The organism is Mesorhizobium australafricanum, from assembly GCF_033977265.1.
GTDB classification, from domain to species: Bacteria; Pseudomonadota; Alphaproteobacteria; order Rhizobiales; family Rhizobiaceae; genus Mesorhizobium; species Mesorhizobium australafricanum.
Map to the genome: position 1 here is coordinate 112,006 of NZ_JAVIIT010000010.1, position 24,565 is coordinate 136,570.

The window sequence follows — 24,565 nt, forward strand, 5'->3', positions numbered from 1 at the left end:
CACCTCAAAACCCTAATTCGGGCCATTCGGCGTCCTAGATGACTGTCCGTCGAGACGGCCGGCTGCCATGCACGGCGAGACAGGCAAATCCGGTCATCGGCACGTCGACGGACGATCCCGTGGGAGCGTCCGCGACGCCGGATCAACTCTCGCCCGGACAGAACGACCATGTCACCCTCAAGCATTCTTCGCAGACATCGCGTCGCCGCCCTGCTGGGCGCCGCGCTGATCATTTCGCCCGCCATCGTCTCCTTTGCCCAAAGCAATTCCGGCCTCAGCACCGTGGCCGCGACGACCCAGACGCCCGTCGCCGGCATCACGGCCCCGAACGGCTCTTTCGCGCCGGTCATCGCCGTCACCAAGCCCGCGGTCGTCACCATCACCTCGGTGATGAAGGCGCAGCCCGAAGGGGAGGACGAGGGTTCGCCGCTCGGCGGTGATGCGCCCTTCGACCAGTTTTTCCAGCAGTACTTCGGCGAGCAGGGCATGCCGATGCCGAAGACGCCGCCGCAGCAGCAGGGCCAGCGCGCCGAGGCGCTCGGCTCCGGCTTCATCGTCGGCGCGGATGGCGCAATCGTCACCAACAACCACGTCGTCGACGGCGCAAGCTCGATCAAGGTCACGCTCGACGACGGCACCGAGCTTCCCGCCAAGCTCGTCGGCCACGACGCCAAGAACGACCTGGCGGTGCTCAAGATCAAGGCCGACAAGCCGCTGCCGACCGTCAAATGGGGCGATTCCGACAAGCTGATGACCGGCGACCAGGTGCTGGCTATCGGCAACCCGTTCGGCATCGGCACCACGGTCACCGCCGGCATCGTCTCGGCACGCGGCCGCGACCTGCACAGCGGGCCGTTCGACGACTTCATCCAGATCGACGCGCCGATCAACCACGGCAATTCCGGCGGCCCGCTGGTCGACGTCAATGGCAATGTCATCGGCATCAACACGGCGATCTATTCGCCCAATGGCGGCAGCGTCGGCGTCGGCTTCGCCATCCCTTCGGATCAGGCGCAGAAGGTCGTCGCCAAGCTGATGAAGGGTGGCAACATCGAATATGGCTATCTCGGCGTGCAGATCCAGCCCGTCACGCAGGATGTCGCCAGCGCCATCGGTCTCGATCACCCGGGTGGAGCGCTGGTCTCGGCGGTCTCGCAGGGCTCACCGGCAGCCAAGGCCGGCATCGAGACCGGCGACGTTATCACCGGCTTTGCCGGCCAGGAGGTCAAGGATCCGAAGGATCTGTCGCGCGCCGTCGCCGATGTTTCGCCGGGCGCCAAGGAAAAGCTCGATGTCTGGCGCAAGGGCAAGGTGATGCAGATTTCCGCCGATGTCGGCCGCAACAGCGACGATCAAAAGACCGCCTCGAACGGCAATGAAGGCGGCGGCCCGTCGGCCGAACAGGGCCAGCGCGTTCCCTCGCTCGGCCTCGGCCTGACCGACCTCACGCCCGATATCCGCGACCAGCTCAACCTTGCCGGCAACCAGCGCGGCGCGGTGGTCGAGCGCGTCAATCCGGACAAGGCGGCTTCGACCGCCGGCATCCAGCCCGGCGACGTCATCGTCGGTGTCGACCAGACGCCGGTAAAGACGGCCAGGCAGGCCAACCGGGCGATCGCCGAGGCCGGCAAGTCCGGCAGGAAGTCGGTGCTCTTGCTGATCGATCGCGGCGACGCGCAGATCTTCGTCGCCGTGCCCTTCGCCGCCGGCTGACAAAGGCTCCGGCAGAGACGCCGGCGTCGCCGGCGGGCTCTGCCGGCAAGATTTCTGTTGCCCCTTGCGGCGCTTTCGAGAACACTCCCTGCGCTCGACTAAACCCGGCGCAAGGGATGTAATCGATGGTGACGCGTGGCTTCTTTTCCGGACGGCGTCCTCCTTCCGACACCGACGCGCGCATCCCGCCCGGCCAATATCTGGAGCAGGGTTTTCCCGTGCTTTCAGCCGGGCCGACGCCGCGGGTGCGCACAGAGGATTGGTCCTTCACGCTCAAGCAGGGGCCAAAGCCGCTCAAGAAATGGAACTGGGCCGAATTCAACGCCTTGCCGCAAAGCAAGATGACGCGCGACATCCATTGCGTGACCGCCTGGACCAAATTCAACACGCCCTGGCAAGGCGTGATGATCGACGACATCCTCGCCGACGCCGGCATCGAGCCGCCGACTGCCTATACGCTGGCGCTGTCCTTTGACGGCTATTCCACCAATGTGCCGACCAAGGACCTCGTCACTGGCAAGGCGATGGTGGCGCTTCTCTATGAGGGCAAGCCGATCACGCCCGATCATGGCGGGCCGGCGCGGCTCTTGGTGCCGCATCTCTATTTCTGGAAATCGGCCAAATGGGTGAACGGGTTGCAGTTCACCGAGCGCGACGAGCCGGGCTTCTGGGAGCTGCGCGGCTATCACATCTATGGCGACCCCTGGCGCGAGCAGCGCTATTCGAGCGATCCTTGAAGGGCGATCCATGAGCGCCGAGCCGTCGCCGCAATCGCCGTGGCAGGCAGCCACGATCACCCGTATCGAAAAACGCACCCCGCGCGTCACCAGCTTCTGGTTCAAGCCGTCGCGGCCGTTCACCCATCTGGCGGGGCAGCATGTCGACATCAGGCTGACGGCGCCGGACGGTTATCAGGCGCGCCGCTCCTATTCCATCGCCTCGGCGCCGGAAGCCGGCGCTGCCGTCGAGCTGGCGATCGAGCGGCTGGACGACGGCGAGATCTCGCCCTTCTTCCACGACGTGGCGGCGGTCGGTGACGAGATCGAGCTGCGCGGGCCGCTGGGCGGCCACTTCATCTGGGAGGACAGCGGCGGCGGGCCGATCCTTCTGGTCGCCGGCGGCTCCGGCGTCGTGCCGCTGATGGCGATGCTACGCCATCGCACGCTGCGCAATGCGGCGGTGCCCGTCGCGCTGGTGTTCTCGGCCCGGGTCTGGGACGAGGTGATCTTCCGCGACGAGCTGATCGGCCTCGACGACCGGCTTGACGGGTTCAACCTCGTGCTGACTCTGACACGCGAACCGGCCCGCCGACCTTCCGACTATTCCCGGCGCGTCGATGCCCGCATGATGGTCCAGGCCATCGAGCGCCTGCCGAAGGCGCCCAGGCTGGCCTATGTCTGCGGCTCGAATGCGTTCGTGTCGGCGGCTGCACAGGCTCTGATCGACGCCGATGTCCCAGCGGGGATTATCCGCACCGAGCGCTACGGGGTTTGAATAGACGCTGCCCCTCGGGCCGTTGAAATTCGATCCGGAAGGTAATACCTTACTTATATCTGGTATTACTGAGGAGCGAAGATGGCCACCACCGTTACAGCCAAAGGACAAGTGACCATTCCGAAACCGGTCCGCGATCTACTGGGGATCGTCCCGGGGAGCAGGGTCGACTTCCGGCGTGCCGCCGATGGCAGTGTGGTGCTGGCTCGTGTTGACAGAAAGCAGCCGGTGAGCCGCTTCGCCAAGTTGCGCGGCCATGCCGGCGAGGGCCTCACGACCGACCAGATCATGGCGATGACGCGTGGCGAAGCGTGACGCTCGTTGACACCAACGTTCTGCTCGACCTTGTTACGGACGACCCAAACTGGGCAGATTGGTCGGTTGCCCAGCTTGAGGCAGCGAGTCTCAATGGACCGTTGTTGATCAATGACGTGGTCTACGCCGAGGTCGCCGTTCGCTACGCTCGTATCGAGGATCTTGATGCGTTTTTCGATGCGGCCGGTCTTGAAATGACGCCCATGCCAAGGACAGCTCTTTTCCTTGCCGGAAAGGCATTTACGCAGTACCGCCGGTCAGGGGGACACAAGACCGGCGTTTTGCCGGACTTCTTCATTGGTGCCCATGCTGCGGTCGGCCGCCTTTCACTTCTGACACGCGATGTCGGCCGATACCGAACCTGTTTCCCCTCCTTGAAGCTGATCACTCCGGACACCTGAACGGCTGCCGGGTTGTCCCTCGTTCGACCGCCGAACCCGTGATCGACGCCGATGTCCCGCCGGAAATCACCCGCACCGAACGCTAATGCATGTCGCCCAGAAGTGTGCAGCGGTTCTGGGACAACGACATCCATCAAAACAAAGACCTAAAGCGCGTCGCCTGAATCCGTGTCAGCGCGACGGGCTTTAGGGGGTTTGATCGAGTGTGACATGCGAGCCGTCAGTCTGACCAATCCTGGAGTGAGCCGAATCGACCGTTGGAATGGGGGTAGAATGGTTACAGTATCGAAAAGTGACTATTAGAAGATTCTAAAATCGAACTGAACGGTTCGTTTCTGTTGACGGTGCGTGCAGGATGGTGTGAACGTTGGTGGTCCGACACATTTGGTGAGCCAAACCGAATATTCATGTAAGATATTGATTCAATTGAGGAAAAATAAAGATGTAGGTGAGCCGGGTACAATTTCAAGGTGTGGAATCATGGTCCAGCCGGAAAAACTTCGTGATTGGTATCCGGCACTCGGCTCACCCAAATCAGCGCTGTCCGAACGACGCGATTCCATTCCCAAGACACGGCGCTAGACGGACTGAATAAAGATACTGGAGTAGCAAAAATGAAAAAGATTATTCTCACCGCCGCAGCCCTTCTGGCGATTTCCGGCAGCGCCTTCGCTGGCAGCGACAATTATCGTTCGCAGGCAGCCAATCCCACGGCCGTCACGGTCGACTCTTCCTACACGGCCTCGGTCCATAAGTCCGAACCGGTCGCTCAGAAGACTGCCGCCGCGGGCGCTGACCACAACCTTTTCGGCAACAACTAACAGCCGGCCTCGAACCGGCGGCGGGTTCGCCCGCGCCTTGGTCGGGGTGAAAATTCAGGAGTACTAAAATGAAGAAGATCATTCTTGCCACCGTGGCCCTCGTGGCCGTTTCCGGCGCCGCGTTCGCGGGCAGCGACAATTACGGCGATAGCGGCGTCAACCAGCCGGCTCCCGCCGTAGACACCACGCGTACGTCGTCGACCAACACCGACTCGACGGCCTACCAACTGTTGAACTCGTCGAACGACGTTCACAAGTCGACGCCTCAGGGCAGCGACCGCAACCTGTTCGGCCGCTAAGAGCCTGAGACGACATGAACAGAAAAGCGGCGGGCCTTGGCCCGCCGCTTTTCTGTTCCGCAACGGCTTCGGCCTTGGCCGGAGCGCCTAATGCATGTCGCCGAGACTTAAAGCGCGTCGCTTGAATCCGTTTCAGCGCGACGCGCTTTAGGCGACATGAACAGACCAGCGGCGGGCCTTGGCCCGCCGCTTTTCTGTTCCGCAACGGCTTCGGCCTTGGCCGTCAGGCCGCCTTTGCTTCCTCGCGATGCAGCGTGAAGGAGTGGCCGTCCGCGTCGAATATGTGCAGATCGCCGCCGCCGGCGTTGAGCCGCAGGGTCTCGCCGCGCTTGACCTCGACATTGCCTGGCAGCTTAGTGACCAGCGGCAGGTCGGTGCGGCCGATATCGACATAGACGAGCTGAACCTCGCCGAGCTGCTCGATATAATCCACCTTGCCTTCGAACAGATAGTCCGTGCCGGTGGCGATAGCGAGATCCTCCGGCCGCACGCCGAAGCTGACCGCCGCGCCATTCGCCGATCCGGGCGTCGCGATCGGCACCGTCGCCTTGCGGCCGCCGACATGGCTGATCACGGTCGGGTTGCCAGCCTTCTCGATCTTTGCCGGCAAAATGTTCATGGCCGGCGAGCCGATGAACTGGGCGACGAACAGATTGCCCGGCCGCTTGTAGAGCTCCATCGGCGTGCCGACCTGCTCGACAACGCCTTCCTTCAACACCACGATGCGGTCCGCCAGCGTCATCGCCTCGACCTGGTCGTGGGTGACGTAGATCATCGTCGTGTTCGGCATCGATTCCTTCAGCTTGGCGATCTCGATGCGGGTGGCGACACGGAGTGCGGCGTCGAGGTTCGACAGCGGCTCGTCGAACAGGAATACCTTCGGGTTGCGCACGATGGCGCGGCCGATCGCGACGCGCTGGCGCTGGCCGCCCGACATCGCCTTGGGCAGCCGGTCGAGATATTTGGTCAGTTGCAGGATCTCCGCCGCCTGCCGCACCCGCTTGTCGATCTCGGCCTTGCTTTCCTTGCCAATCTTCATCGAGAAGGCCATGTTGTCGTAGACCGTCATATGCGGATAGAGCGCATAGGACTGGAACACCATGGCGATGCCCCGCTTCGACGGCGGCACGTCGTTCACCACCTCGCCGTCGATCTTCAACTCGCCCGAGGTAATCTCCTCGAGACCGGCGATCGACCTGAGCAAGGTCGACTTGCCGCAACCCGACGGCCCGACAAAGACGATGAACTCGCCCGATTTGATGTCGAGGTCGATGCCGTGGAGAATGTTGAGGTTGCCGTATGATTTCTTCACCTGGTTGAGTCTGACATCGGCCATGACTTTCTCCTCCCGTTAATCTCTGTTTCGCAAGTTCAGTCGATGCGCCCGAACCAGGCGCCGTATCCGCCGAGGCGGACCGGCCCGGGGCCAGTCTGTCCCGAAAGACCATGCCCGGGCAAGGGTTGCAGCGTGCCTTGGCCGAGATCGACCACGGCAGGCTTGCTGCCGAGGTTGAAGGCGCAGACGATCCGCTCATTGCCCTCGCGGCGTGTGAAGGCGACGGTGTCGCCATCGCTTTCGATAAAGTCGATGTCGCCGTTGGCCATCGCCGGATGCTGGCGCCGGAACGCGAGGAAACGGCGGTAATGTTCGAGCAGCGAGCTTGCATCGCCCTGTTGCACATTGACGGCTTGCGACAGGTGCTTGCCCGGCACCGGCAGCCAGGGCTTGGCGGTCGAGAAACCGCCATTCCTGGCGGCGGCATCCCACACCATCGGCGTGCGGCAGCCGTCGCGGCCCTTGAATTCCGGCCAGAATCGGATGCCGTAGGGGTCTTGCAGGTCCTCGAACTTGAGCTCCGCCTCGCCAAGGCCGAGCTCTTCGCCTTGATAGATGCAGACCGAGCCGCGCAGCGACATCAACAGCGCCGAAATCACCTTGAGATAGGCTGTCGGGTCGGCCTCGTTGGCGGCCCAGCGCGAGGCCACGCGCATCACATCATGGTTGGAGAACGCCCAGCATGACCAGCCGTCGCTGGCGACGGTGCCGAAGGCCTCGAGCACCGCCCGCACCTTCGCGGCGCTGATCTTTTCCGGCGCCAGGAAATCGAAGGAGTAGCACATGTGAACGCGCTTGCCGTCGGCGGTGTAGGCGGCGACCACTTCCAAGCCGCGCTGTGAATCGCCGACCTCGCCGACCGCGGCCTGCGCCGGATATTCGTCGAGAAGCGCGCGGAAGCGCTCGAGGAAGCCGAGGTTCTCCGGCCGGCTCTTGTCGTAGATATGGTCCTGGTAGTTGTAGGGATTGACCGCCGGCGCCGTCTGGTCGTTGCGCTGTTCCGGCGGCAGCGGCGGATTGTCCTCAAGCCCCTGGCTGTGGAAGTAGAAATTGATGGTGTCGAGGCGGAAACCGTCGACGCCGCGCTCCAGCCAGAAGCGGGTGATGTCGAGCAGCGCGTCCTGGACTTCCGTGTTGTGGAAATTGAGGTCCGGCTGCTCGGCCAGGAAGTTGTGCATGTAATATTGCTGGCGGCTGGTGTCCCACTGCCAGGCCGAGCCGCCGAAGATCGACAGCCAGTTGTTGGGCGGCGTGCCGTCGGGCTTGGCGTCGGCCCACACATACCAGCCGGATTTCGCATTGCCGCGGCTCGAGCGGCTTTCCTTGAACCACGGGTGGATGTCGGCGGTGTGCGACAGCACCTCGTCGATCATCACCTTCAGGCCCAGCCGATGGGCTTCCGCCACCAGCGCGTCGAAATCGGCCAGGGTGCCGAACATCGGGTCGACGTCGCAATAGTCCGACACGTCGTAGCCGAAATCCTTCATCGGCGATTTGAAGAAGGGCGAGATCCAGATGGCATCGACGCCGAGCGAGGCGATGTAGGGCAGGCGCTGCACAATGCCTTTCAGGTCGCCGATGCCGTCGTCATTCGAGTCCTGGTAGGAGCGCGGATAGATCTGGTAGATCACCGCGCCCCGCCACCAGTCGCGGTCGACGGCGGGGTCTGGTCGCGTAGTCGCCTTCAAAGCCGATTGCATGTCTTCAACCTCCTTTCACCGAGCCGGCAAGCAGCCCGCGGACGAAATAGCGCTGCAGCGAGAAGAACACGATGAGCGGCACGATGATTGTGATGAACGCCGATGTCGTCAGGATCTCCCAATTGCCGCCGCGCGAGCCGAGCAGCGCGTTGAGCTTGGCCGTCAGCACGATCTGGTCGGGCGCCGTACCGAGGAAAACCATCGCCACCAGGAGATCGTTCCATACCCACAGGAACTGGAAGATAGCGAAGGAGGCAAGCACGGGGAACGACAGCGGCAGCACGATCTTGACGAAGATCTCGAAATCGCTGGCGCCGTCGATGCGCGCCGATTCCATGATCTCGCGCGGCAGGCCGGCAATATAGCTCCTGAGCAGATAGATGGCGAAAGGCAGGCCAAAGCCGGTATGCGCCAGCCAGATGCCGAGATAGGTCTTGGAGGGCACACCGAAGAAGGTGCCGACGCCGTTATAGAGCTTGAGCAGCGGGATCAGCGACATCTGCAGCGGCACGACCAGCAGGCCGATGATGACGGCAATCAACAGCGCCCGACCCGGGAAGCGCATCCAGGCCAATGCATAGGCCGCGAAGGCCGCGATCAGGATCGGGATGATCGTTGCCGGGATGGTCACCGTCAGCGAGTTCATGAACGAGCGGCCGATGCCTTCGGAAAACAGCACGGCATCGTAGTTGTCCGTGGTGAATTTCGGCGGCGCGGAGGAGACGAAATAGACGCGTTGGCCGCGGTCGCCCTCGAAGGCTTTCGCAGACGACAGGACAAACGTGCCGTCGGCATTCATCTGCAGGGTGACGCCGTCATTGAGTTCGGCGACCGTCCCCGCCTTGTACTGCGTCGGCGCGGAGGACTTCACACCGAATGCGCTGATATCGCGCTTGGGCCCGTCCCCGAAAATGTTGCCCTCGATGACGTATTTGCCGTCTTTCTGGGTTTGCGCCGATGCCGCGGGAAGCCGCCCGGCCTCGCTCTGGCTGGAACTGGCGAAGGAATTCCACCAGCCGGAGGCGACGATCTGGTCCTTGTCGCGCAGCGACGAGACGAGAATGCCGAGCGTGGGAATGGTCCAGATCACCACAAAGACGAGCACGGCGATGTGGACGCCGAAGCGGCCGGCGAAGGATTTTCCGGTCTTGGCCGCCATCTCAGTGCCCTCCCGTCTCTTTGTTGGCCTGGCGGATGTTCCAGACCATGATCGGGATGACCGCGATCATGATGATGATCGCGATGGTCGCGCCGCGGCCGAAATCGCCGCCGCCGCGGAACATCCAGTCGAACATCAGATTGGCGAGCACCTGGCTGTTCCATTGGCCGTTGGTCATGGTCAGCACGATGTCGAACACTTTCAGCACCAGGATGGTGATGGTGGTCCAGACAACGGCGATCGTACCCCATATTTGCGGCACCATGATCTTCCAGAAGATCTGGAACGGGTTGGCGCCGTCGATGACCGCGGCCTCCAGCGTCTCTTCCGGAATGCCGCGCAGCGCCGACGACAGGATGACCATCGCGAAGCCGGTCTGGATCCAGATCAGGATGATCATCAGGAAGAAATTGTTCCAGAACGGCAGCGATATCCACACCTGCGGCTGGCCGCCGAAATACTGGATGACGGCGTTGAGCAGGCCGATCTGCACCTGGCCCTCGCCGCGATACTCGTAGATGAACTTCCAGATCACGCTGGCGCCGACGAACGAGATGGCCAGGGGCAGGAAGATCAGGCTCTTGGCGATCGTGCCCCACCAGATCTTGTCGGTGAGCACGGCGATGATCAGCCCAAGGAAGGTGCAGGCCGCCGGCACCACCGCCAGCCACAGGATGTTGTTCAGGATCGAATTGCGGAAATCGTGATCGCCGAGCGCCCATTCATAATTGGCGAGGCCGACGAAGTTCTCGCCGCCGCGATCGAGGAAGGAGAGCCTCAGCGTCTCGATGACCGGGTAGATCAGATAGATGGTGAGGATGATCATCGCCGGGCCGACGAACAGCCAGGGCCGCACCAGTCCCTGCCGGCGCAGATTGTCGACGGCGGCCGTCCCGGAGACGCCGCGCGACGGGAAGACAAGATCGAGCAGTTTGTTGGCGCCCCAGAAATAGGCGACACAGCCGCCGACGCCGATGATGATGACGAATATGGCCGAGAAAATCTGAGTCGCCATGGGTCCCTCTCCCTGCGCATGACCGATCAGCCAGGGCTGGCGGCCGGATGCACCGACTTCCGGTTATTCGGAACAATCGAAACGCGAAGGCTTCCGGCGTGGACCGCCGGTCGGACCCGGGCCGGAGCCCGGATCCAGTAGCAGGATCAGGAAGATTTCAGGGCAATTCCAGGAAAAATGTGCAACGGTTTTCCGCCCGGAATTGCGTACAAACCTAGGTCGCGCATGGCGGCCTGTTTGCCGGATGCTTACTTGATCGCATCCCAGCTTTTCTGGATGCCGGCGGCGACGTCCTGCGCGGACTTCCCGCCGACCAGGTCGATCATGCCGGTCCAGAACGAGCCCGCGCCAACCTTGCCGGGCATCAGGTCCGAGCCGTCGAACCGCACCGTGGTGGCCCCGACGAGGATCTCGCCCTGTTTCTTCAGCGCATCGGAGCCATAGGCATCCTTGTTGGCGCCCTTGAAGGGCGTGACGAAGCTCTTCTGCGCCATCCACAATTCATGCGCGAGCGGCATCTGGAGGAACTTGATGAACTCACGCGAGGCCTTGGAATCCTTGGTGATCATCACCAGCGTGCCGGCCACTTCCAGCGGCGTTCCCAGTTCCGGCTTGGAGGCGTAAGGCGGGTAGGGGAAGAAGTCCGCATCCTGGCCGAGCTTCACGTTCTCGGGGAAGAAGGAGGGGATGAACGACGCCTGATGGTGCATGTAGCACTTGGGGGGCACGGTGAAGAGGCCCTTCGGGCTGTCGCGGAAGTCGGTCGCCGCGACCGCCTTGGCGCCGCCGTCCACCATCTTGTCGTCGGTGGCGATCTTGCCGAAGATGTCGATGGCGTTGACCACGGCCGGGTCGGTGAACGGGATCTCGTTCTTCACCCACTTGTCGTAGACTTCCGGCGGCTGCGTGCGCAGCATGATGTCCTCGACCCAGTCGGTCGCCGGCCAGCCGGTGGCGCCGCCGGAACCGAGCCCGATGCACCAGGGCTTGCCGCCGTCGGCGATGATCTTCTTTTCGAGATCGGCGAGTTCTTCCTGGGTCTTCGGCACCTTGTAGCCGGCCTCGTCGAAATTGTCGGGCGAGTACCAGACCAGTCCCTTCACGTCGATCTTGTAGGGGAATGCGTAGAAGCCGGGCTTGCCGTCCTTGCCATTATAGGTACCGAGCTTGGCCCAGGAGTCGCCGGCGGCGTAGTTTTCCTTGATCCAGGCGGCGACGTCGTCGCCCAGCGGGGTGAGCACGCCCTTGGAAGCAAGATCCTGGATGAGGCCGGGCTGCGGCAGGACGGCGATGTTGGGCGGGCTGCCGGCCTGGGTGTCGATGACGATCTGCTGCTCGTAGTTCTCGGACGAGGAATATTTCACCTCCGCGCCGGTGGCCTCGGAGAAATAGTCGAGAACCGAACGGACGAGCGTCTCGTCCTCTCCGCGCCACGGACCAAAGATGGTCAGTGTTTCGCCCTTGAGGTCGACCTTCTTGAGGTCGTCGTAATTCGCCCAGTGAAACTTCGAATCCTCGCCCGGCTTGAATTTCAGTTCGGCATGTGCCGGCAGGCCAAGGGTGAGCGCAGCGAACGCGGCACCCAAGAGAAGCATTTTCTTCATCGCAATCCTCCCAGTGGTGAAACAGTTCGGACGAGACCTCCATCCCGTCCGCCGGCGCCCACGGAACTGTGACTCAGCGAGAAGGCAACTGCAACCTTTCGAAGAGCATTCCAAAGCGCTTTGGCTAATTTGATCTCGCCATTGAATTATCGCGAAGTCAAGAGGCCCACTTAGCTAATCGATTTAAAACTGCGGAAACATCCGCCGAAGTGCAGCGCAGCATACTTTTTTGGCGCTGCAGCAGCAATTTCCACTTCAAGCCAAGCGGATGCGGCTCTAAAGTCGCTTTGTCTGGCGATTGCGACAGTCGTCAGCGGATCGATTCAAATTGAAAGCGCTTTGAGGCTGGAGGGCCTCCGATGAACCTCAAGCAACTGTCGCATATGCTGTCGCTCTCGCAGACCACGGTCAGCCGGGCGCTGAACGGCTACCCCGAGGTCAGCGAGGAAACCCGGCGCAGGGTGATGGATGCGGCCAAGCGCCATGGCTACCGGCCGAACCCCAGCGCACGCCGGCTCGCCACCGGCAAGTCGGGAATGATCGGCTATGTGCTGCCGACGGGTGCCGCCGTCGACATCGATCCGCATTTCGTCGAATTCCTCTCCGGCCTCGGCGACTATGCCCGCGGGCATGATCTCGACCTTGTGCTTTCGCCCGCCGATGCCGACGACGAAGAGACGACCTACCGGCGCATCGTTGCCAACCGGCAGGTCGACGCCGTCTATCTTTCCTCGCCGCGTCCGGCCGACAGGCGGCTGGCGCTGGTCAACACGCTTGGCATTCCCTTCATCGTCCATGGCCGCAGCGAGGGCTTTGACTTCGACTATCCCTATCTCGACATCGATAATGAGGGCGCCTTCCACGAAGCGGCGCGGCTGCTGATCCAACTCGGCCACAAGCGCCTGGCGCTGATCAACGGCAACGATCGCGAGACTTTTGCCATCCACCGCGAGCGCGGCGTGCGCCGGGCGCTCGCAGCCAGCGGCCTCACGCTCGGCGAGCGCCACATTCGCTCGGTAACCATGACCGAGGAAAATGGCTATCGCGCCGCCCGCCGCCTGCTCGAGGAAAGCGAGCCGCCGACCGCGATCCTCTGCTCGAGCCTGATCATGGCGCTCGGCGTCGTGCGCGCCGTGCGCGATCTCGGCCTGACAATCCCTAGCGATCTGTCGCTGATCGCCCATGACGACGTCTTCCCCTGGCTGCGGCCGGAGAACTTCCCGGTGCCGCTGTCGACGACGCGCTCCTCGATCCGCCTTGCCGGCGCGCGCGTCGCCGAACGCCTGGCGGCGCGGATATCAGGGCTGGAAGAAGGGGCGCGCGGCGAGGTCTGGCCGGTGGATTTGGTGGTGAGGGGATCGGTTGCAGGAGCGCCGGTGTAGGAATCGTGCCGTAGGTGAGACGCTCAAGAGTACAGCATTCGCGTCGAGTTCCTTCACACCCCCCTCTGGCCTGCCGGCCATCTCCCCCGCAAGGGGGGAGATTGGACGTCGCCGCCGGCCTTCGCCAATTGCCAACGTTGAAAGTGAGAGCCAGCGGTTGAGCTGCCGATCTCCCCCCTTGCGGGGGAGATGTCCGGCAGGACAGAGGGGGGTGCTGTCCCGCCGACGCCACTGGTGTGAGGGAACCTTATTCCTTCGCAGCCTCAGCCGCCTTGGTATCGATCAGCCCATAGCCGAAATCATTGTCGCGCCCCTTCGGCCCGAGATCCTTGGCCGTTGCTGCAAGTGCCTTCTCGATGTCATCGGCCGACCGGTCCGGCGCGGCATGGATCAAGTTGGCGATGGCGCCGCTGACGATTGCTGCCGCAAAGGACGTTCCGGTCACCACGTCGGAGCCGGCGCCGCTCGGCGCCACCATTTCGACGCCCGGCGCCGAGATGAAGACATAGGCGCCGCGATTGGCCTGCGGCATCAAGCCGTCCTTGGCGTCGGTGGCGGTGACGGCGATGACGCCGTCGAAGGCGGCCGGATAGCCGTAGGGCGCCTTCGGGCCGTTGTTGCCGGCCGCCGCCACCAGCACCATGCCCAGCGTCCGCGCATTGCGGCAGGCGGTGCCGAGCAGGTCGTTCTTCGGCCCGACAAAGCTCATATTGATGATGCGCACATCTTGGCTTGCCGCCCAGTCGAGTGCCGACAGGATGACATCCATCGTCGACTTGCCGCCTTCGAAGGCGCGCGCGTGGTAGATCCTGGCGCCCGGCGCCATGCCTTCCAGCGCACCGACACCGGCGATCAGGCCGTCTACCGAGGTGCCATGGTCGCGCTTCTCGATCGGCACGTTGGGCATGGCGTCGTATTGTTCGGCGATCACACCCTTCAGCGCCGGGTTGGTGTCGTCGATGCCGGTGTCGATGACGGCGACACGCACATTCTCGCCGCTCGCCTGCTTCGCATCGAGCGTGATGCGGTCGAAGGCGTAGTTCACGATGCCGGCTGCCTGCTGCAGTGTGTAGATATGGTTGGGTTCGCGCCGCTCAGTGCGGCCGTCGGCGGCAAGCTGCGCCAGCACCACGCCGACGGGTCGCCCGTCGGTGATGCCGAAACGCACAAGCGTGGTGCCGAGCAGCCGCGACTGGCGCTGCGAGCGCACCTGCAGGCCGAATGAATTGGCGATCTGCTGCACGACGCCGGCATCGCCGTCGACCGTCACCAGCACCTCGTCGGGCACGAACTCGCCGGTGATGGCGCGCGGCGGCTCGGCTAGGTTGAGACCCTGAGGCGCTGTGACCGGCCCGCTCGGCACCGGAGCGGGCGGCAGCGTGTTGGCGGGCGCGTTCGATGACGAAGTTCCGTCAGACGGCGCAGGCGTTTGCGAGGCCGCGCCGGCCGGCGGATTTGGGAACAGGTCGACGATCAGCGCCGGCAGGAACACCGCGTCGCCCGTGGCAGTGCCGGTGCCCGGTGTCCCACCGCTCTTGTTGCCGCCATTCTTGTCGCAGCCCGCGCCTCCCGCAGTCGTGCGGTCCAGGCAATCGACCTGTTTCTGCGTCAGTTTAGGGTCATTGGTCTGCGCAAACGCAGGTGCGGCGACAAATGCCGCCGCGAGGATTACCACATGAAGAATGACTGTTGGTCTCGTCGCAATTCCGGACGGAAAACCGCGGCGCACTTTTCCTGGAATTGCTTTAGCCGCCATCGGCCGGTTTCCTTCCCTGCATCACAGCATCCGCGAAAGGCTGGGCGGCAATAAGGCCGACAAGCCTGTCATAGTCGGCCGCCGTGTTGGCCGGGATCGTCAGGTGGAACACGCCGTCGGCGGTCGGGCCGCTGGCGATCTTCAGCCCGTTCTGGCCGAGGAAGGCGGCGATATCGGCCATCTTGGCATCCGGCTTGAACTTGACCAGGGCGAAAGGCAGCTTCGCGAGATCGTCCTGGGTGCCGGCCACCTCGATGTCGTTGCCTCTGCCGCCCGGCTGTTGGAAGGACTGCGCCACCACCAGGGCAAGCAGCGCCGCGGCGGCCGCCCAGGCGACGCCGGCCGGCATGGCCGTCACCCGGCCGAAGACCTTGGCAAGCCAGGATTGGCCGGCCGGCGCGCGCGCCGGACCCGCTTCGGCGTCGAGCGCCTTGGCGAAGCGCGACAGCGCATCGGCGGGCGGCCGGATCGCCTCGTTGGCCGCGGCGGTGCCGGAGAACTCGGCCTCCGCTTCGCCAAGCGCTGTCATCGCCGCCGGATCGGTGGCCAACCATTCCTCGACGGCCTCCAGCTCGGCGCCTTCCAGCGAGCCGTTCAGGTAGAATGGCAGCAGCGTCTCCATCTCGTCGCGGCGCGACATTTTTTCAGCGGCGCTCATGGCCACCCCCTGTCGTAACCGGCGGCCTTGAGGGCTTCGCCGAGTTTCTTGCGGGCGTAGAACATCCTGGTCTTGACGGTCGCGACCGGAATGCCGAGCACCTCGCCGATCTCGGTCACCGACTGGCCATGGTAATAGGCAAGGTCGATCACCGTGCGGTGTTCTTCCGGCAAGGCATCGACGAAGCGGCGCAAGGCGGCGGCCTTGTCCTCCTTCATGGTCACGACTTCCGGCGTGTCGGCGCCGTCGGGAACTTGTGCCGCGTCGTCGTCGTCGATCCAGTCTTCCTTCTTCTTGCGCAGCGAGGACAGCGCCTTGAAGCGGGCGATGCCGAGCAGCCACGTGGAAACTTCAGAGCGCCCCTCGAAGCTGGGCGCCTGTTTCCACAGCTCCAGAAAAACCTCGTTTGCGATATCGTCGGCCATCATTTCCGATCCCGTCTGGCGTGCCACGAAGCGGTAGATCCGCGCGTGGTGACGCATGAACAGGAGCCGAACGGCGGCCCGGTCGCCCTTCGCGACCCGGTCTACAAGCGCGCGATCGGTTTCCGTCGCCGCATTCATGGCCGGTCGAGCCGCCTGGCTCCTCGAAGCTCTGTCGCTGATCGGTCCAAAAAGGTTCACCCTCCGCCAAGGATTTCTTGGAGGCTAGCCGAAGAGCGGGGAGGTTGAAAGAGGAGGGTCTTGCCTTCTCCCCTTGTGGGAGAAGGTGGCGCCGAAGGCGACGGATGAGGGGTGCTCCAGGGAAAGCCAGCGTCTCACTCCGCTGGAACACCCCTCATCCGTCTCGGCGCTGCGCGCCGTATCCACCTTCTCCCACAAGGGGAGAAGGGAAAGGCGCTCACTCCAAAAACACCTTCGCCTTCATCGTCTCGGGTATCTGCACCCCAAGCCGGCTCAGCACCGTCGGCGCGAGCTGCAGCTGGTCGAGCAATGTATCGCCCTCAGGACCCTTCGCAGGTCCGAAATAATAGAGCGCGAAATCCTGCATCTCGTCGTCGTGGCCGCCATGGTGGCCGCGGTCGGTCTGGCCGTGGTCGGCGGTGACGATCACTTCGTAGCCGGCCTGGCGCCACAAAGGCAGGAAGGCGGCAAGCATGCCATCCATGGCGTAGCAGGCATGGTCCATCTCCTGGCAGTCATGGCCGAAGCGATGGCCCATCGAATCCAGCGTGCAGGTGTGCAGTATGCCGTAGTCGATGCCATGGCGCTTCGCCAGCATGGTCAGCGTCGCGAACAAGTCGACGTCGCTCGGCGTCATCTGGTTCTTGAGATTGTAGCCGGTCATGGTGTGGAAGCGGCCATGCGTGATCGGCCCGCTTGGCTCGTCGAACTCCATGTCCTCGACAAGGTCGAACGGGTACGAGCGAAAGAATTCCGACCAGTAGGAATGGGTCACGGCGCCTGTCCTGCCGCCGGCCCTGCGGACTTCCGAGAAGATATCCGGCTGCGAGACCCGAAAGCGGTTCTCGTTGGACAGGATGCCGTGCACCTGCGGCGTGACACCGGTGTGGATCGAGGCATAGCAGCAGGCCGAGGTCGACGGCAGCACGGAGCGCATCTTCCAGACCTGCGCCTCGCCCGACTGCGCCCATCCCTCGAGATTGCCCATCAGCCGGCGCCAGTTCCGGTAGGGCACGCCGTCGAGGATGATGAGCAGCAGTTTGGATTTGAGCGCCACGGAACATCCCTGTGATTGTTCTTCGAAACAAAAGCGCCGCGTGTCGCGCGGACACGCGGCGCTGCTTTGGATAGCCCGATGTCAGGCGTTCAGCCAGCACTCGTTGAGCGCATAGCCGTCCATCATCTCGCCATTCGGGTTCTTCACCCAGCCGCTGAGCTTCTTGGTGTTGGCGGCGTCGACGAACTGGTTGAAGAACGGCACGATGAGGCCGCCTTCGTCGCGCATCAGCATTGCCATGTCGCGATAGATCGCCTTGCGCTTGGCTTGGTCCAGCTCGGCGCGCGCCGTGTAGAGCATCTTGTCGAATTCGGGCCGCTTGAAGCGCGTGTCGTTCCAGTCGGCGGTCGACAGATAGCCGGTGGAATACATCTGGCCCTGCGTCGGCCGGCCGCCCCAATAGGAGAGCGAGAAGGGCTGCCTGTTCCACACTTCCGACCAGTAACCGTCGCCGGGCTCGCGCTTGATCTCTATCTTGATGCCGGCCTTGGCGCAGCTCTGCTGGTAGAGCTGGGCGGCGTCGACCGCGCCGGGGAAGGCGACGTCCGAGGTGCGCAGCAGGATCGAGCCGCTATGGCCCGACTTCTTGTAGGCCGCGGCCGCCTTTTCCGGATCGAACTTGCGCTGCTCGATGTCGGAGGAAAACAGCGGATAGGCCTCGTTGATCGGGAAGTCGTTGCCGACCGAGCCATAGCCGCGCAGGATCTTGTCCAGCATCTCCTCGCGGTCCATCGCGAGCTTCAACGCCATCCTGAGGTCGTTGTTGTCGAAAGGCGCGGTGTCGCAGAACATGTTGAACGGGTAGTAACCGCGTCCGGCGACGTTCTCGATGCTGACGCCCGGCATGCGCTTCACCAGATCGACCACCTTGGGCTCGACGCGGTTGATGAGGTGCACCTGGCCGCCCTGCAACGCGGCAAGGCGTGCCGTCGGATCGTTGATGACGACGATCTCGATCTGGTCGGCATGGCCGGCCTTGTCGCCGCGCCAGTAATTGGCGAAGCGCTCGCCGCCATGCTTCACGCCGGGCTGGTTGACGGTGACCTTGTAGGGGCCGGCGCTGATACCGGCATTCGGGTTGTCCTTGCCGCCATTCGGCTGGATGACCAAATGGTAGTCGGCCATCAGATAGGGGAAGTCGGCATCGGCGTCGCCGAGCGAGACCACCACTTCCTTGCCGTCGGCCTTGATGGTCTTGATGTTCTTCAGAACGCCGAGCGCGCCGGATTTCGACTTCTCGTCGGCATGGCGCTCCAGCGTGGCGACGACGTCCTGCGCGGTCACCGTCTTGCCGTTATGGAATTCGATGCCGTCGCGGATCTTCATCGTCCAGGTCTTGGCGTCGGCGGAGGCGCCGATCTCTTCGGCGATCAGGTTCTCGACGCCGCCATCGGGCGTCAGCCGCACGAGGAATTCACCCCACTGCTTGCAGAAGCTGTAGGTCACCTGGCTGAGGTTCAGCGCCGGGTCGAGGCTGTTGGTCGATTCACCGCCCTGCAGGCCGGCCTTGATGATGCCGCCCTTTACCGGGGTCGCGGCAAAAGCCTTGCCGGCCAGCGTCGTCGCCAGCGCCGCCGAGGCGCCGAGCGCTGCCGCGCGGCCGAGGAAATCGCGGCGCGAGATCCTGTCCTTGCCGGCGAGTTCGGCGAGATGCTCGAGTTCCGTCTGCATGTGCTGCCCCCTTTTCGGAAATTGACTTCGGTGCGAGCACTACCCGCCCGCCAGCGATCTTTCCCGTTCCCTATTGCAGCCGCATGACAGCGGCAGCCTCGGCGGCAGACTTTTCGTGGGCTATCTCTTTGTTTCGACGCAATTCCAGACGGAAGGTTACGGCGAAGGCGCCGAACCCAACCGTTTCACACTTTTCCTGGAATTGCTCTAATTTCCGGCGCTCGCCATGCGCCGGCCCTTGATCGCCTTCTCCAGCCAGCCGATTTCCATCTCCGGCACGGAGGACAGGAGCAGGTCCGTGTAGGCGTCGAACGGAGGCGTCAGCACCTTGCTCTTGGCACCGTAACGCACCACCTCGCCGCGATACATCACCGCGATCGAATCGGCGATCGACTTAACCGTCGCCAGATCATGGGTAATGAACAGGTAGGCGACCTTTTCGTGCTGCTGCAGGTTGAGCAGCAGCTTCAGGATGCCGTTGGCAACCAGCGGGTCGAGCGCCGATGTCACCTCGTCGCAGATGATCAGCTTCGGCTTGGCGGCGAGCGAGCGGGCGATGCAGACGCGCTGCTTCTGGCCGCCGGAAAGCTCGGCCGGATAGCGGTCGACGAAACCCTTGCCCATCTCGATCTCGTCGAGCAGTTCGGCGACGCGCTTGTCGCGCTCGCGTCCCTTGATGCCGAAATAGAATTCCAGCGGCCGGCCGATGATGGTGCCGACCGTCTGGCGCGGGTTCATCGCCACGTCGGCCATCTGGTAGATCATCTGCAGCTGACGCAGATCCTCTTTCGGCCGGTCGGCAAGCCTGTTGGCGAGCGGCCTGCCGTCGAAGGTGACGGTGCCTTCCTCCGGCGGCAAAAGCCCGGTGATGGCGCGTGCCAGCGTCGACTTGCCGGAGCCGCTCTCGCCGACGACGGCCAGCGTCTGGCCGGGATAGATGTCGACCGAGACGTTCTTCAGCACTTTGACATGACCGCCGCCATAGGCGGCGGTGACATTCTTCACCGACAGGAATGGCGTTGCGCCGGGCTGCTGTTCATGGTGTTCGATCTCATGCACCGAGACCAGTGCGTTGGTGTATTCCTGGCGCGGCTCCTTGATGATCTGTCGCGTGCCGCCCCACTCCACCAGCCGGCCGTGGCGCAGCACCATGATCTCGTCCGAGACCTGGGCGACGACGGCAAGGTCGTGGGTGATGTACAAAGCCGCCACATGGGTGTCGCGGATGGCGTCCTTGATCGCCGCAAGCACGTCGATCTGCGTCGTCACGTCGAGCGCCGTGGTCGGCTCGTCGAAGACGATGAGGTCGGGCTCCGAGCAGAGCGCCATCGCCGTCATCACGCGCTGCAACTGGCCGCCGGAGACCTGGTGCGGGTAGCGCTCGCCGATCGTTTCCGGATTGGGAAGGCTGAGCTTCTTGAACAGCGCAATGGCCCGCTTCTCCGCCTCGGCGCGCGTTGCGGTGCCGTGCAGCAGGGTCGCCTCGACTACCTGGTCGATCAGCTTGTGCGCCGGATTGAAGGCGGCAGCCGCCGACTGCGCCACATAGCAGACCTCGCGTCCGCGCAGCGCCCGCACGCCCCTCGGGCCGACCTTCATGATGTCGCGGCCGTTGAGGATCACCTCGCCGCCGGTGATGCGCACGCCGCCGCGGCCATAGGCCATCGACGAGAGTCCGATGGTCGACTTGCCGGCGCCGGATTCGCCGATCAGGCCGAGCACCTTGCCCTTTTCGAGCGTCAGCGAGACATCGTGGACGAGCGTGATGGTCTTCGGCGCCTCGCCCGGAGGATAGACGGTCGCCTCGATGCGCAGATTGCGGATGTCGAGCAGCCGGCCCGATTTCGTCTGCTCGGACTTTGCCTGCCCGGACTTTGACTTTGCCTGATTGTCAGCCATCAGCCGCGTCCTCCCTTGAGACTCGTCGTGCGGTTGAGCACCCAGTCGGCGACGAGGTTGACCGAGATCGCCAGCACCGCGATCGCCGCAGCCGGGATCAGCGCCGCCGGAATGCCGAACACGATGCCGTCCTTGTTTTCCTTGACCATGCCGCCCCAGTCCGAATCCGGCGGCTGCACGCCGAGGCCGAGGAAGGACAGCGCCGAGAGAAAGAGCACCGCGAAGATGAAGCGCACGCCGAGCTCCGCCACCAGCGGCGACAGCGCGTTGGGCAGGATCTCACGGAAGATGATCCAGGCCTTGCCTTCGCCGCGCAGCTTCGCCGCCTCGACGAAGTCCATGACGTTGATGTCGACGGCGACCGCGCGTGACAGGCGGTAGACGCGGGTGGAATCGAGGATGCCCATGACCAGGATCAGCGTCAGCGCGTTCGTCGGCAGCACCGAGAGCACGACGAGGCCGAAGATCAGCGTCGGGATCGACATCAAAAGGTCGACGAAGCGCGACATCAACGTGTCGAACCAGCCGCCGAATACCGCGGCCGAGAAACCGAGGATCGACCCCAGCGAGAAGGACAGCGCCGTCGCCGCCACCGCGATCTCCATGGTGATGCGCGCGCCATAGATCATGCGTGAGATAAGATCGCGGCCGAGATTGTCGGTGCCAAGCCAATGGGCGGCCGACATCGGCTCCCAGACGTCACCGACGATCTCGCCATTGCCGTGGGGCGCGACCCAGGGCGCGAAGATGGCGCAGAACGCGAAAGCGCCGGTCAGGATCAGCCCCACCCAGGCGGTGAACGGAATTTGTCTTAGTGCCATTCGCCTCAGTTCCCCTTCTGGTCGTCCCGCATCCGGCCCGTCGCTTCGGATGCCCCAGTCACTTCGGATGTCTCAGCCGCGGATTTGCCACGATGGCGGCGATGTCCGCGACGATGTTGAGCGTGATGTAGACCGCGGCGAAGATCAGGCCGACCGCCTGCACCACAGGCACGTCGCGCTTGGCGACATGGTCGACCAGATATTGCCCCATGCCCGGATAGACGAAGATCACCTCGACCACCACAACGCCGACGATGAGGTAGGCGAGGTTGAGCATGACGACGTTCACGACCGGCGCGATCGCGTTCGGGAAAGCGTGCTTGCGGATGATGTCGAAGGCTTTCAGCCCCTTGAGCTCAGCCGTCTCGATATAGGCCGACTGCATGACGTTGAGGATCGCCGCGCGCGTCATGCGCATCATGTGGGCGAGAACCACCAGCGTCAGCGCGGTGGCCGGCAGCACCACGGCCTGCAGCCTTTCCAGGAAAGGCGTGGAGTCATCCACCGTCGAGATGCTCGGGAAGATCTGCCAGTGCACGGCAAAAACGAAGATCAGCACATAGCCGATGAAGAATTCCGGGAACGAGGTCGAGGCAAGCGCCAGGCCGGAGATCAGCTTGTCGACGAAGCCGTTGCGGTAGCGCACCGCGATCAGGCCGAGAATGATCGCCAGCGGCACCGCGACGATTGCCGCGCAGGCCGCCAGGAACATCGTGTTCTTCAGCCGGGTGCCGATCGAGCTCGCAATGTCCAGTCCGCTCGACTGCGCCGTGCCGAAATCGCCATGCAGGATGCCCCAGAGCCAGTGCACGTAGCGCAGCCATGCCGGGTCGTTCAGCCCGAGCTGTTGGCGCAGGTTCGCCAGCGCCTCCGGCGTTGCCGATTGGCCGAGGATCGCCTGGGCGACGTCGCCCGGCAGGATCTGCGTGCCGGCGAAGATCAGCACCGAAACGGCAAATAGAAGAACTATGCCCAGCAAGATACGCTGAGCAACCAATCTCAGGATCGGAGACGACATCGGCAACCCGCCATGGTGAAGAAGGGATGATGCCCGCCTTTCGGGCGGGTCATGAAAGCCAGGAAGGGCCGACTCGCGCCGGCCCTTCCCTTATCCTTCGTCAAGCCTGCAGCCAGCACTCGATCAGGGCATGGCCGTTGCTGAGTTCCTGCGCCGGGTTGTCGACCCAGCCTTCGACGCCCTTGCCGGTCGCGTCGACGAACTGGTTGAAGAACGGCACGATCAGGCCGCCTTCGTCGCGCATGATCTCGCCCATGTCGCGGTAGATCTTCTTGCGCTTGGCTTCGTCGAGCTCGCCGCGTGCGGATAGCACCATCTTGTCGAAGTCCGGGCGCTTCCAGCGGGTGTCGTTCCAGTCGGCGGTCGACAGATAGGCGGTCGAGTACATCTGGTCCTGGGTCGGGCGGCCGCCCCAGTAGGAGAGCGAGAAGGGCTGCTTGTTCCAGACTTCCGTCCAGTAGCCGTCGCCCGGCTCGCGCTTGATCTCGATCTTGATGCCGGCCTTGGCGCAGCTCTGCTGATAGAGCTGGGCGGCGTCCACGGCGCCGGGGAAGGCGACGTCGGAGGTGCGCAGCAGGATCGAGCCGCTATGGCCCGACTTCTTGTAAGCCGCGGCCGCCTTTTCCGGATCGAACTTGCGCTGCTCGAAATCGCCGGCAAACAACGGATAGGCCTTGTTGACCGGCATGTCGTTGCCGACTTCACCGTAGCCGCGCAGGATCTTGGTCAGCATCTCCTCGCGGTCCATGGCGAGCTTCAGCGCCATCCTGAGGTCGTTGTTGTCGAAAGGCGCAGTGTCGCAGAACATGTTGAAGGGATAGAAGCCGCGGCCCGAGGCGGCGCGGATGGTGACGCCGGGCAGCCGCTTGACGAGATCGACGATCTTCGGCTCGACGCGGTTGATCATGTTGACCTGGCCGCCCTGGAGCGCGGCCATGCGCGCCGTCGGGTCGTTGACGACGATGATCTCGACCTGGTCGGCATGGCCGTATTTGTCGGCCTGCCAGTAATTGGCGAAACGCTCGCCGCCATGCTTCACGCCGGGCTGGTTGGTGGTGACCTTGTACGGGCCGGTGCCGATGCCGGCATCCGGCTTGTCCATGCCGCCATTCGGCTGGATGATCAGGTGATAATCCGCCATCAGATAAGGCATGTCGGCATTCGGGTCTTTCAGCGTGACCACGACATTGCCGCCATCGGTCTTGATGGTGTCGATGCTCTTCAGAACGCCGAGCGCGCCCGACTTGGACTTCTCGTCGCTGTGGCGCTTCAGCGTCGCCACCACGTCGTCCGGCGTCACTTCCTTGCCGTTGTGGAACTGGACGCCCTTGCGGATCTTCATCGTCCAGGTCTTGGCGTCGTCCGAAGATCCAATCTCCTCGGCGATGCGATATTCGACGCCGCCGCCCGGCGCGAGCTCGACCAGTGTTTCGCCCCAGCACTTGCCGAAAGCGAACGGAACCTGGCTAAGGAAGGTCGCCGGATCGAGGCTGTTGGTGGATTCGCCGCCCTGCAGGCCGGCCTTCAGCGTGCCGCCCTTGACCGGGCCGGCAGCGCGCACGGCGCTGGAGAGCATCGAGTTGGCAACGGTGGCTGCGACGCCGAGCGCCGCGGCGCGGCCGAGAAAGTCGCGACGGCTAAGCTTTCCGGCAGCGACTCGCCGGCTGAGATAGTCGAGTTCGTTGGACATTATGGTTCCTCACTCTGGGTATCCGACCTTATGGTCGTTTCTTGCTATTGGAGGGGATAATGACCGTAAGGGAAAGCAGCAGGCAAGACCGAATGCGACATACCGTGGCGTAAATCGCACGTCTCGTTTGGAC

General features: G+C 63.5%; 22 protein-coding genes. 8 read left to right on the forward strand and 14 right to left on the reverse strand.

From position 1 onward, the window contains the following. The first annotated feature begins 168 nt into the window (after positions 1-168). The 7 genes from RFM98_RS20195 (at position 169) to RFM98_RS20225 (ending at position 5,043) form a co-directional block, all read left to right on the forward strand. Positions 169-1,713, forward strand: coding sequence for a DegQ family serine endoprotease (locus RFM98_RS20195; RefSeq protein ID WP_320310521.1), 1,545 nt, complete (start codon positions 169-171; stop codon positions 1,711-1,713). A 125-nt stretch (positions 1,714-1,838) separates the two neighbouring features. Next, on the forward strand, positions 1,839-2,450 hold the full coding sequence (locus RFM98_RS20200; RefSeq protein ID WP_320310522.1) for a molybdopterin-dependent oxidoreductase: 612 nt from the start codon (positions 1,839-1,841) through the stop codon (positions 2,448-2,450). A 10-nt stretch (positions 2,451-2,460) separates the two neighbouring features. Beyond that, positions 2,461-3,207 (forward strand): ferredoxin reductase, encoded by a 747-nt coding sequence (locus RFM98_RS20205; protein ID WP_320310523.1) that lies wholly within the window; start codon positions 2,461-2,463, stop codon positions 3,205-3,207. A gap of 81 nt (positions 3,208-3,288) precedes the next feature. Beyond that, on the forward strand, positions 3,289-3,522 hold the full coding sequence (locus tag RFM98_RS20210; RefSeq protein WP_320212942.1) for an AbrB/MazE/SpoVT family DNA-binding domain-containing protein: 234 nt from the start codon (positions 3,289-3,291) through the stop codon (positions 3,520-3,522). After that, on the forward strand, positions 3,519-3,923 hold the full coding sequence (locus tag RFM98_RS20215) for a type II toxin-antitoxin system VapC family toxin (RefSeq protein WP_320310524.1): 405 nt from the start codon (positions 3,519-3,521) through the stop codon (positions 3,921-3,923). Before RFM98_RS20210 ends, RFM98_RS20215 begins: the two co-directional genes overlap by 4 nt. A 614-nt stretch (positions 3,924-4,537) precedes the next feature. Continuing rightward, the gene (locus tag RFM98_RS20220) at positions 4,538-4,744 is read left to right on the forward strand and encodes a DUF680 domain-containing protein (protein WP_320310525.1); all 207 of its coding nucleotides are present in this window, start codon (positions 4,538-4,540) and stop codon (positions 4,742-4,744) included. A gap of 68 nt (positions 4,745-4,812) precedes the next feature. Beyond that, entirely contained in the window at positions 4,813-5,043 is a 231-nt protein-coding gene (locus RFM98_RS20225; RefSeq protein ID WP_320310526.1) for a DUF680 domain-containing protein, read from the forward strand. Between the two features lie 223 nt (positions 5,044-5,266). On the opposite strand, the gene RFM98_RS20230 is transcribed toward RFM98_RS20225, so the two are convergent. From RFM98_RS20230 to RFM98_RS20250, 5 genes are all read right to left on the reverse strand, one after another. After that, complete coding sequence (locus RFM98_RS20230; RefSeq protein ID WP_320310527.1) at positions 5,267-6,379, reverse strand: ABC transporter ATP-binding protein; 1,113 nt, start codon at positions 6,377-6,379, stop codon at positions 5,267-5,269. A gap of 35 nt (positions 6,380-6,414) precedes the next feature. Further along, positions 6,415-8,079: a beta-galactosidase BglA gene (gene bglA, locus RFM98_RS20235; RefSeq protein ID WP_320310528.1), complete on the reverse strand. Its 1,665-nt coding sequence runs from the start codon at positions 8,077-8,079 to the stop codon at positions 6,415-6,417. Positions 8,080-8,083: 4 nt separating this feature from the next. Continuing rightward, positions 8,084-9,238: a carbohydrate ABC transporter permease gene (locus RFM98_RS20240; RefSeq protein ID WP_320310529.1), complete on the reverse strand. Its 1,155-nt coding sequence runs from the start codon at positions 9,236-9,238 to the stop codon at positions 8,084-8,086. A 1-nt stretch (position 9,239) separates the two neighbouring features. Next, the gene (locus tag RFM98_RS20245) at positions 9,240-10,253 is read right to left on the reverse strand and encodes a carbohydrate ABC transporter permease (RefSeq protein WP_320212949.1); all 1,014 of its coding nucleotides are present in this window, start codon (positions 10,251-10,253) and stop codon (positions 9,240-9,242) included. A gap of 248 nt (positions 10,254-10,501) precedes the next feature. Continuing rightward, positions 10,502-11,857, reverse strand: coding sequence for an ABC transporter substrate-binding protein (locus RFM98_RS20250; protein ID WP_320310530.1), 1,356 nt, complete (start codon positions 11,855-11,857; stop codon positions 10,502-10,504). A 359-nt stretch (positions 11,858-12,216) separates the two neighbouring features. On the opposite strand from RFM98_RS20250, the gene RFM98_RS20255 reads away from it, so the two are divergent. After that, positions 12,217-13,239 carry a substrate-binding domain-containing protein gene (locus RFM98_RS20255; protein WP_320310531.1) on the forward strand — a complete coding sequence of 341 codons (1,023 nt, stop codon included), beginning with the start codon at positions 12,217-12,219 and terminating at the stop codon, positions 13,237-13,239. Between the two features lie 247 nt (positions 13,240-13,486). Here the strand turns inward: RFM98_RS20255 and RFM98_RS20260 are convergent, their stop codons facing one another. The 9 genes from RFM98_RS20260 to RFM98_RS20300 form a co-directional block, all read right to left on the reverse strand. Beyond that, positions 13,487-14,995 carry a S8 family serine peptidase gene (locus tag RFM98_RS20260; protein ID WP_320310532.1) on the reverse strand — a complete coding sequence of 503 codons (1,509 nt, stop codon included), beginning with the start codon at positions 14,993-14,995 and terminating at the stop codon, positions 13,487-13,489. Continuing rightward, the gene (locus RFM98_RS20265) at positions 14,985-15,653 is read right to left on the reverse strand and encodes an anti-sigma factor (protein ID WP_320310533.1); all 669 of its coding nucleotides are present in this window, start codon (positions 15,651-15,653) and stop codon (positions 14,985-14,987) included. The genes RFM98_RS20260 and RFM98_RS20265 overlap by 11 nt, the downstream gene beginning before the upstream one ends. Beyond that, entirely contained in the window at positions 15,650-16,216 is a 567-nt protein-coding gene (locus RFM98_RS20270) for a sigma-70 family RNA polymerase sigma factor (RefSeq protein ID WP_320310534.1), read from the reverse strand. Before RFM98_RS20270 ends, RFM98_RS20265 begins: the two co-directional genes overlap by 4 nt. Positions 16,217-16,493: 277 nt before the next feature. Further along, a complete protein-coding gene (locus RFM98_RS20275; protein WP_320310535.1) occupies positions 16,494-17,333 on the reverse strand; it encodes an alkaline phosphatase family protein in 840 nt (279 codons plus the stop codon). An 81-nt stretch (positions 17,334-17,414) separates the two neighbouring features. Continuing rightward, the gene (locus RFM98_RS20280) at positions 17,415-19,004 is read right to left on the reverse strand and encodes an ABC transporter substrate-binding protein (protein ID WP_320310536.1); all 1,590 of its coding nucleotides are present in this window, start codon (positions 19,002-19,004) and stop codon (positions 17,415-17,417) included. Positions 19,005-19,211: 207 nt separating this feature from the next. Then, complete coding sequence (locus RFM98_RS20285; RefSeq protein WP_320310537.1) at positions 19,212-20,903, reverse strand: ABC transporter ATP-binding protein; 1,692 nt, start codon at positions 20,901-20,903, stop codon at positions 19,212-19,214. Beyond that, positions 20,903-21,724 (reverse strand): ABC transporter permease, encoded by an 822-nt coding sequence (locus RFM98_RS20290; protein WP_320212959.1) that lies wholly within the window; start codon positions 21,722-21,724, stop codon positions 20,903-20,905. The genes RFM98_RS20285 and RFM98_RS20290 overlap by 1 nt, the downstream gene beginning before the upstream one ends. Positions 21,725-21,782: 58 nt before the next feature. Then, positions 21,783-22,742 (reverse strand): ABC transporter permease, encoded by a 960-nt coding sequence (locus RFM98_RS20295; RefSeq protein ID WP_320310538.1) that lies wholly within the window; start codon positions 22,740-22,742, stop codon positions 21,783-21,785. 100 nt (positions 22,743-22,842) lie between these two features. Next, positions 22,843-24,432 carry an ABC transporter substrate-binding protein gene (locus RFM98_RS20300; RefSeq protein WP_320212961.1) on the reverse strand — a complete coding sequence of 530 codons (1,590 nt, stop codon included), beginning with the start codon at positions 24,430-24,432 and terminating at the stop codon, positions 22,843-22,845. Positions 24,433-24,565 lie beyond the last annotated feature (133 nt).